Source organism: Staphylococcus sp. HMSC65H10 (assembly GCF_001839185.1).
GTDB classification, from domain to species: Bacteria; Bacillota; Bacilli; order Staphylococcales; family Staphylococcaceae; genus Staphylococcus; species Staphylococcus simulans.
In genome coordinates this window covers 1-7,269 of record NZ_KV840378.1, presented here as the reverse complement: position 1 = coordinate 7,269, position 7,269 = coordinate 1, and the positions used below count along the sequence as shown (strand labels likewise).

The window sequence follows — 7,269 nt, the reverse complement described above, 5'->3', positions numbered from 1 at the left end:
ATCTTCTCACGGTGCTGCACCTCCTCATATCAATGTTTGTGACATTACTTTTTTTATACCCCGACTCATTTATAAAAAAACACAATAAATTTTATTGTAAAAAATAAAAGCATAAGTTTGTTTATCTTATGATAAAGCAACTTATGCCTTCATTTTTTTACTATTCTTCTATTTCTTCCCGGTTACTTTTATGCGATAAAACTTCCGAATGTTTATATCTGGGTTGTTGGTACCGTGGCTTTTCTTCACCTAATGCTCTAAATAACGACCACATCATTAAAATAATAACGATTGAGAATGGCAGTGCTGCGATAATTAATAAGTTTTGAATCGCTTGTGTTCCGCCTGTATAAATCATAATCAACGCAAATAGTGCTAAAATCACACCCCAAGATACTTTAATTGCTGAAGCTGGGTGGATACTTCCTTTTGCACTTAACATACCAAGCACATAAGTTGCTGAGTCTGCTGAAGTGACGAAGAAAATCATGATAACTACTAACGAAACCAGACTTAATAAAAAGCCGAGCGGATAGTGTTGTAAAGTTGCGAAGGTAGCTGTTTCTGTTGCTTCTTTCGCAATATCCGCAATACCGTTTTTCTGTAAATAGATTGCAGCTGATCCGAAGACTGCAAAGAAGAAGAAACAAACTAAGGCTGGTACAAATAAAACACCTAAAATAAACTCTTTAATAGTACGACCGCGTGACACACGCGCAATAAAGATTCCTACGAATGGTGCCCATGAAATCCACCATGCCCAATAGAAGACTGTCCAGTTCTGCATCCATTGGAATTTTTCTCCGCCGTTTTGCGGAATACGTAAACTCATCCCAAAGAAATTGTAAATATAATTACCTAATGAGTTTGTAAAGTTATTTAAAGTAAAGAGTGTCGGTCCGACTGCGAATAATACAATTAAAACGATAAATGCTAAAATCATATTAATATTACTTAAAGTTTTAATCCCTTTATCGATACCTGACCATGCACTCCATGTAAATAAGAACGTCGCAATAATCACGATAATAACTTGCATGCCGAAGTTAGATGGTACTTTGAATAAATAGTTTAATCCTTCGTTAATTTGTAACGCACCAAACCCAAGTGTTGCCGCAACACCTGTTACTGTCGCAATAATTGCTAATACATCAATGGTACCGCCAAGCGGTCCATTCATACGTTTTTCACCTAATAACGGTACCAACGTTGCACTCACTAAACCTGCATAACCACGATGGAAACTGAAATAAGCGAATACTAACGCAACAATACCGTATACGGCCCAAGCATGAACGCCCCAGTGGAAGAACGCAAACTGCATCGCATCATCAATGGCTGCTTGAGTTCCAGCTTTATGTATCGGCGTTTGTGTAAATGCATGACTGATAGGTTCAGCTGTTGTCCAGAAAACTAAACCGATACCCATACCTGCACTAAATAACATCGCAAACCATGATTGCAGTGAAAACTCTGGATCTTCTCCTTCTTCTCCCAAAGTGATATTTGAATAACGTGAGAAGAGTAAGTAAATACATACAATCAATATCACTAATAATAAAATCAGATAATACCACGTAAAGTATTTAGCGATGAAAGTTGTAATTTGTTGTGTCCCTGCTTCAAGTTGTTTTGGGAAAATCGCACCATAGATTACAAATAATGTACAAATGACGAGCGCAAACCAAAACACTTTGGTAATCTTTTTCTCTTTCATACCAATAATCCCTTCCTAAATTTGTTGATAACATGTAATTACCCGCTATGACGCTTTTCAATCTCATTTATACAATTACTTTTCTTCTCATAAAAAAACTTATCAAATTTATTATGCACTAAAAATAGAAGCACTGAGAAAATGATTCCCGGTGCTTCAAAAATAATTATTCATTTTCCATATTAATCACTAACTTACCAATCATGGATTGATTTTCTAATAGTTGATGCGCTTCATATAGTGTTTCTGTAGTTAGCCCTTGTATTTCCTTCGTTTTCGTATGTTTATACGTACCCGCTTCTACCTTATTAGTCAAATCTGTCAAATGACGGTGGAACGTAATCACATTTAAACCATAGTCCGCACGACCAAACATATAATCATGTGTGAATGTCACGCTCTTACCTTTCAATAAGTTTAAATCTTGTTTTTCATCAAAGGCCACAATTGTGACAATATGACCACGTGCTTTAACTAAATCAATCATTAATTCATAATAGCCATCCGTGTCATACGTACAGAAAACATAATCAAATGGCGCAACTTGATGTTCATCTAATTGTGCTTTGATATCTTCTTTATGATTAATCACTAAGTCAGCACCCATTTTTTCTGACCAAGCTTTTGTTTCTTCACGTCCAGCAATTGTCACTACTTCTAATCCATAAGCTTTCGCAATTTGTGTTGCGATACTGCCGACACCGCCTGCTCCGTTAATAATGAATAATGATTTGCCTTTATTATTTTCAGGATTAGATGAAATGTTGAACGTATCGAATAACACTTCATACGCTGTTAGTGCTGTTAACGGTAAGCTAGCTGCTTCTGTAAATGTTAAATTGCTTGGTTTTTTACCTACATAACGTTCATCCATCACTTGGTACTCTTCATTTGAGCCATCATAAAAGCTCGCACCTGAATAGTAAACTTCATCGCCGACTTTAAATAATTCACAATCTGGTCCTGTTGCTTCTACCACACCTGCCGCATCAAACCCTAAAATACGTGGTGCTTTTTCAACAGGCGCTTGGCGAATTTTAGTATCTACAGGATTAACACTGATGGCTTTGACTTTTACTAATAATTCATTGCCTTTTGGTTCAGGCTTCGTTTTATCAAATTCATAGAATAAATTACCTTCAGATAATTCAAATCCTCGATCTGCACCGATTGCTTTCATTTATATCGTTCCTTTCTTTATATGTTTGTGCCCTTATCTTAGAATGACCGATATGAATAAGCAATTTTTCCGTCTTATAAAAAATGACACTAGAATTTCGCTTTGTCAGCATTCTTCTAGTGTCATTTATATTTTAATTATGATTCCATATCAAACACAATTTTACCTTTCATCACATGGTCTTCTAGTAATTGATGCGCTTCAAATAGTGTTTCTGGCGTTAATTCATCGAAGACTTTCGTCACTGTCGGTTGATAAACACCCGCTTCTACTTTTTTAGAAACGTCTGTTAAATAACGGTGATATTGAATCACATCTATATTATTCAATGAACGTGCAAACATATTTTCATGTCCAAATGTTAAACTTTTACCTTTCAACAAGTTCAAATCTTGTTTTTCATTGAATGCGACAATCGTCGCAAGTGTACCGCGTGCTTTTACAAGATCAATCATTGTTTCATAATATAAATCTGTATCGAACGTGCAGAAAATAAAGTCAAAGTCTTTAACATTATTAGCTTCAAGTTGTGCTTTCATATCTTCTTTATAATTGATTACTAAATCTGCACCCATTTTTTCTGACCAGGCTTTAGTTTCTTCTCTGCCTGCTGTCGTAACGACTTTAAGTCCGTATGCTTTAGCGATTTGTGTCGCAATACTGCCGACACCGCCTGCACCATTGATAATTAATAAAGTTTTGCCTTTATTATTATCAGGGTTCGTAGAGATATTGAAAATATCGAAAAGAACTTCATACGCCGTAATAGAAGTTAATGGAAGACTTGCCGCTTCTGTATAAGATACATTGCTAGGTTTGGTCGCCACATAACGTTCATCCATCGTTTGATATTCGGCATTAGAACCATCAAATTTCAATGAACCAGAATAAAAGACTTCATCGCCAACTTGGTAAAGTTCACAGTTATCTCCTGTTGCTTCAACAACACCTACCGCATCATATCCTAAAATTCTAGGCGGTTGTTCAATAGGTCTTTGACGTTGTTTAGTGTCAATTGGGTTTGCGCTGATTGCTTTAACTTTAATTAATAATTCTCTATCTTTTGGCGTTGGTTTTTCTTTATCAAATTCATAAAATAAATTGCCCTCTGATAATTGAAAGGCACGATCTGCTCCAATTGCTTTCATCATCTATACACCTCATTTATCTAATACATTAGAAATTTTTATCACTTGTTTACCAAAATTCTCACCTGTGAAAAGATTATTGAAGGCTTTAGGGACTTGGTCAAAACCTTCTGCTACAGATGTTTTCGTTTTAATCTTACCTTCTTTAACCCATTGTGCTAATTCTTGACCTGCACGCGCAAAGTCATCTTTGAATTGATGCACTAAGAAACCTTGCATCAATGCTTGATGTTTAATTAACATCGGTTGCACTGCGGGTTCGTAAGAAACTTCTGTATCATTATATTTAGAAATAGAACCGCATACCGGTATACGTGCGAATGTATTTAAGTGTTTAAATACTTCATTTGCGACAGTTCCGCCAACGTTTTCAAAGTAGACATCTACGCCGTCCGGTACTGCTTGAGCTAAGGCTTCTGCATAATCTTCTTTCTTATAATCCACCGCTTCATCAAAGCCTAGTTCATCAATAAGATAACTTGTTTTCTGATCTCCGCCTGCAATACCGACAACACGGGCACCTTTGATTTTTGCGATTTGGCCAACCACTGCACCGACTGCGCCAGAAGCCGCTGAAACCACGACTGTTTCACCAGCTTTTGGTTGACCGATATCTAACAAGCCGTGATAAGCTGTTTGACCAGTCATGCCTAAAACACCTAAGAATAAATAAGGTGGTACATCTAAATCTGGCAAATGCATTAAATCATCAGCTTTCACTGTACTGTATTTTTGCCATGGCAACATACCAGACACTGTGTCACCTTTTTTAAAGTCAGAATGATTGGATTCTGTTACTTGTCCTACTGCTAAACCTACAATTGGCTGGTCTAATTCAAAACCGCCGATATAAGAATTCGTTTTCGGCTTCATACGATTACGCATATAAGGATCAGCTGAAATATAAGCTGTTTCAATTGTGACTTCTCCTTCTTCAGGTGAAGCAATATCAATTGTTTCAAAGCGAAAGTCCTCTGCTTTCGGCAATCCTTCTGGATAGTGTGCTAACACAATTTGTTCATTTTGTGTCATTTCATCCGCTCCAATCTATTTGTCATTATATTATTAGTATTGCCGAATTGAGATTTTTCTAACCTTGCTTACTACCCCATAAGAACTTAAAGATGTTTTTCGCAACTTTACCACTCTCATGAAGTTGACTATGTTGACCTTGTTTACCTTCTATCAAAAGTTCACGATAACTTTTCGCATGATCTATCATAATATATTTTAAAGATTTAGAAGAAGCATTTGTCACACGGCCATCACTGTGCGTACCATCTTGGATATCTCCATAAATATTTAAGATCTCTACATTTTTATAGGCAGGATCTTTTTTCAACTTCAATATTTCTACATAACCATCTGTCATTTGATCAGGCTTCCCATTTTTATCTAATGTTACTTTTCCTGGTTCATCTCCCATACCGATGATGCCATTAAATATACCTGCGATATTGACTTGTTTATGTAAAGTCGGCAAGTCTGGATTATTACTATTGTCTAACATGTACTTCGCAAACGACATATTACTCATAGAATGTGTCACAATGTTGAATTGTTTAAATTGATAATCTTGTTGTAACGCTTCAAGTACATTTTTAATCCAAAATGCATTCAGTTTCATGTCACCATTTTCGTTATCCTTCAAATTAACTAAAACAATCGGGTGTTTATCTTTCGTATCAAATTTACCTTTTAAAGTGACATGGCCATTTGCCCCTACTGTCGCGACGACCGGCTTTTTCGTATAGCCTTCTTTTTGTGCCTGTGTTTCAAAGAAGCGTAATGAATTCACACTGCCGCCATAACCATGCATAAAAATTGTAGGTGTATTGATTTTTGTTTCTTTATCTAACGGATTTGTGGGGTGATATTCAGCCCATATATACTTAACAATACCTAGTACGCCTAAAACAATCGCAATTATGGCGATAATTCTAATCGTTTTCGCATCAGGTTGATTTTGTTTCTCCATCTCTATCCCCTCGTTCTTTCCTGCTGATTGTATATTTTCACTTAAGTATAGAGGTTTCTTTAAAGGACTGCAATGAAAAATAGGCATTATAAAAGTGGTGTGTCACCTTTAGAATGCCTAAATGATTAATCTAATACGGAAGAAACTTGAACGATTTGTTTACCAATTTCTTTACCTGTAAAGAGTGCTCTGAATGCACCTGGGATGTTGCCGAAGCCTTTTACTAATGACGTTTTTGTTTTGAGCTTTCCATCTTTGATCCATTGTGCTAAGTCTTTTTCAGCACGTTCAAAATCATCTTTAAATTGAGAAGCTAAAAACCCTTGCATCAATGCTTGATTTTTAATCAACATTGGTTGAACAGCGGGTTCATATGATATTTCTTTATCATTATAGTTAGAGATTGAACCACACACAGGTATTCGCGCAAATGAATTTAAATGCTTAAATACTTCATTCGCAACTGTACCGCCGACATTTTCATAGTATACATCGACACCATTTGGTACTGCTTTAGCTAATGCTTCAGCATAATCCTCTTTTTTGTAGTCGACTGCGTCATCAAATCCAAGTTCATCTATGAGGTATTGTGTTTTAGCTTTACCTCCGGCAATACCTACTACATAGCAGCCTTTGATTTTCGCTATTTGGCCGACGACTGAACCGACAGCACCTGATGCTGCTGAAACAACAACCGTTTCACCGGCTTTTGGTTGACCGATTTCTAACAACCCATGGTAAGCTGTTTGACCCGTTGCACCTAAAGCACCTAAATACCAATGCACTGGTATATCATCATCGACATTTAGCACTTCTAAATCTTCTGCCGGCATTGTATTATAACGTTTCCATTCAAACAGACCTCTGACAATGTCTCCTTCTTTGACTGTATTGTCTTTTGATTGAATTACTTTTGCGAGCCCTCTTCCCCATATTGGTTGATCAATTTTGAAGGCTGTCACATAAGAAGCCCCTTTAATCATGCCATTACGAAAATAAGGATCAATTGATAGGTATGCTGTTTCTAATAACACTTCACCTTGTTTTGGCTCTATGATTTCAGCTGGTTCATAACGAAACGTTTGTTCATCTGGTAATCCGTCTGGAAATTGTGCGAAGACAATTTGTTCATTTTCCATTTTAACCGCTCCTTTTTTTTACTTATACTTCTAAATTAAATGTGAAATGCATAAAGTTCAATATAAGCTACTTAAAAAGGGGCTGGGACATAAATACAGTCCAAAAT

The 7,269-nt window shown here is 36.4% G+C and carries 6 protein-coding genes; all 6 read right to left on the bottom strand.

The genetic code is table 11. The features are described from left to right. Positions 1-160: 160 nt before the first annotated feature. The 6 genes from HMPREF3270_RS10060 to HMPREF3270_RS10035 all read right to left on the bottom strand — a co-directional run bounded on the left by HMPREF3270_RS10060 (position 161) and on the right by HMPREF3270_RS10035 (position 7,162). Positions 161-1,717 (bottom strand): BCCT family transporter, encoded by a 1,557-nt coding sequence (locus tag HMPREF3270_RS10060; protein WP_002479522.1) that lies wholly within the window; start codon positions 1,715-1,717, stop codon positions 161-163. 166 nt (positions 1,718-1,883) lie between these two features. Further along, on the bottom strand, positions 1,884-2,897 hold the full coding sequence (locus HMPREF3270_RS10055; RefSeq protein WP_070848981.1) for a zinc-binding alcohol dehydrogenase family protein: 1,014 nt from the start codon (positions 2,895-2,897) through the stop codon (positions 1,884-1,886). Between the two features lie 137 nt (positions 2,898-3,034). Next, the gene (locus HMPREF3270_RS10050) at positions 3,035-4,045 is read right to left on the bottom strand and encodes a zinc-binding alcohol dehydrogenase family protein (protein ID WP_070848984.1); all 1,011 of its coding nucleotides are present in this window, start codon (positions 4,043-4,045) and stop codon (positions 3,035-3,037) included. A 12-nt stretch (positions 4,046-4,057) separates the two neighbouring features. After that, positions 4,058-5,077, bottom strand: a complete 1,020-nt coding sequence (locus HMPREF3270_RS10045) for an NADP-dependent oxidoreductase (protein WP_070848979.1) — start codon at positions 5,075-5,077, stop codon at positions 4,058-4,060. Positions 5,078-5,135: 58 nt separating this feature from the next. Further along, positions 5,136-6,023 carry an alpha/beta hydrolase gene (locus tag HMPREF3270_RS10040; protein ID WP_070625714.1) on the bottom strand — a complete coding sequence of 296 codons (888 nt, stop codon included), beginning with the start codon at positions 6,021-6,023 and terminating at the stop codon, positions 5,136-5,138. Positions 6,024-6,148: 125 nt separating this feature from the next. Continuing rightward, a complete protein-coding gene (locus tag HMPREF3270_RS10035; RefSeq protein WP_070848977.1) occupies positions 6,149-7,162 on the bottom strand; it encodes an NADP-dependent oxidoreductase in 1,014 nt (337 codons plus the stop codon). Between the last annotated feature and the right edge of the window lie 107 nt (positions 7,163-7,269).

Coding starts and splice junctions, on each gene's coding strand:
- HMPREF3270_RS10060 (WP_002479522.1), bottom strand. CDS start 1,717: ATGAAAGAGAAAAAGATTACCAAAGTGTTTTGGTTTGCGCTCGTCATT.
- HMPREF3270_RS10055 (WP_070848981.1), bottom strand. CDS start 2,897: ATGAAAGCAATCGGTGCAGATCGAGGATTTGAATTATCTGAAGGTAAT.
- HMPREF3270_RS10050 (WP_070848984.1), bottom strand. CDS start 4,045: ATGAAAGCAATTGGAGCAGATCGTGCCTTTCAATTATCAGAGGGCAAT.
- HMPREF3270_RS10045 (WP_070848979.1), bottom strand. CDS start 5,077: ATGACACAAAATGAACAAATTGTGTTAGCACACTATCCAGAAGGATTG.
- HMPREF3270_RS10040 (WP_070625714.1), bottom strand. CDS start 6,023: ATGGAGAAACAAAATCAACCTGATGCGAAAACGATTAGAATTATCGCC.
- HMPREF3270_RS10035 (WP_070848977.1), bottom strand. CDS start 7,162: ATGGAAAATGAACAAATTGTCTTCGCACAATTTCCAGACGGATTACCA.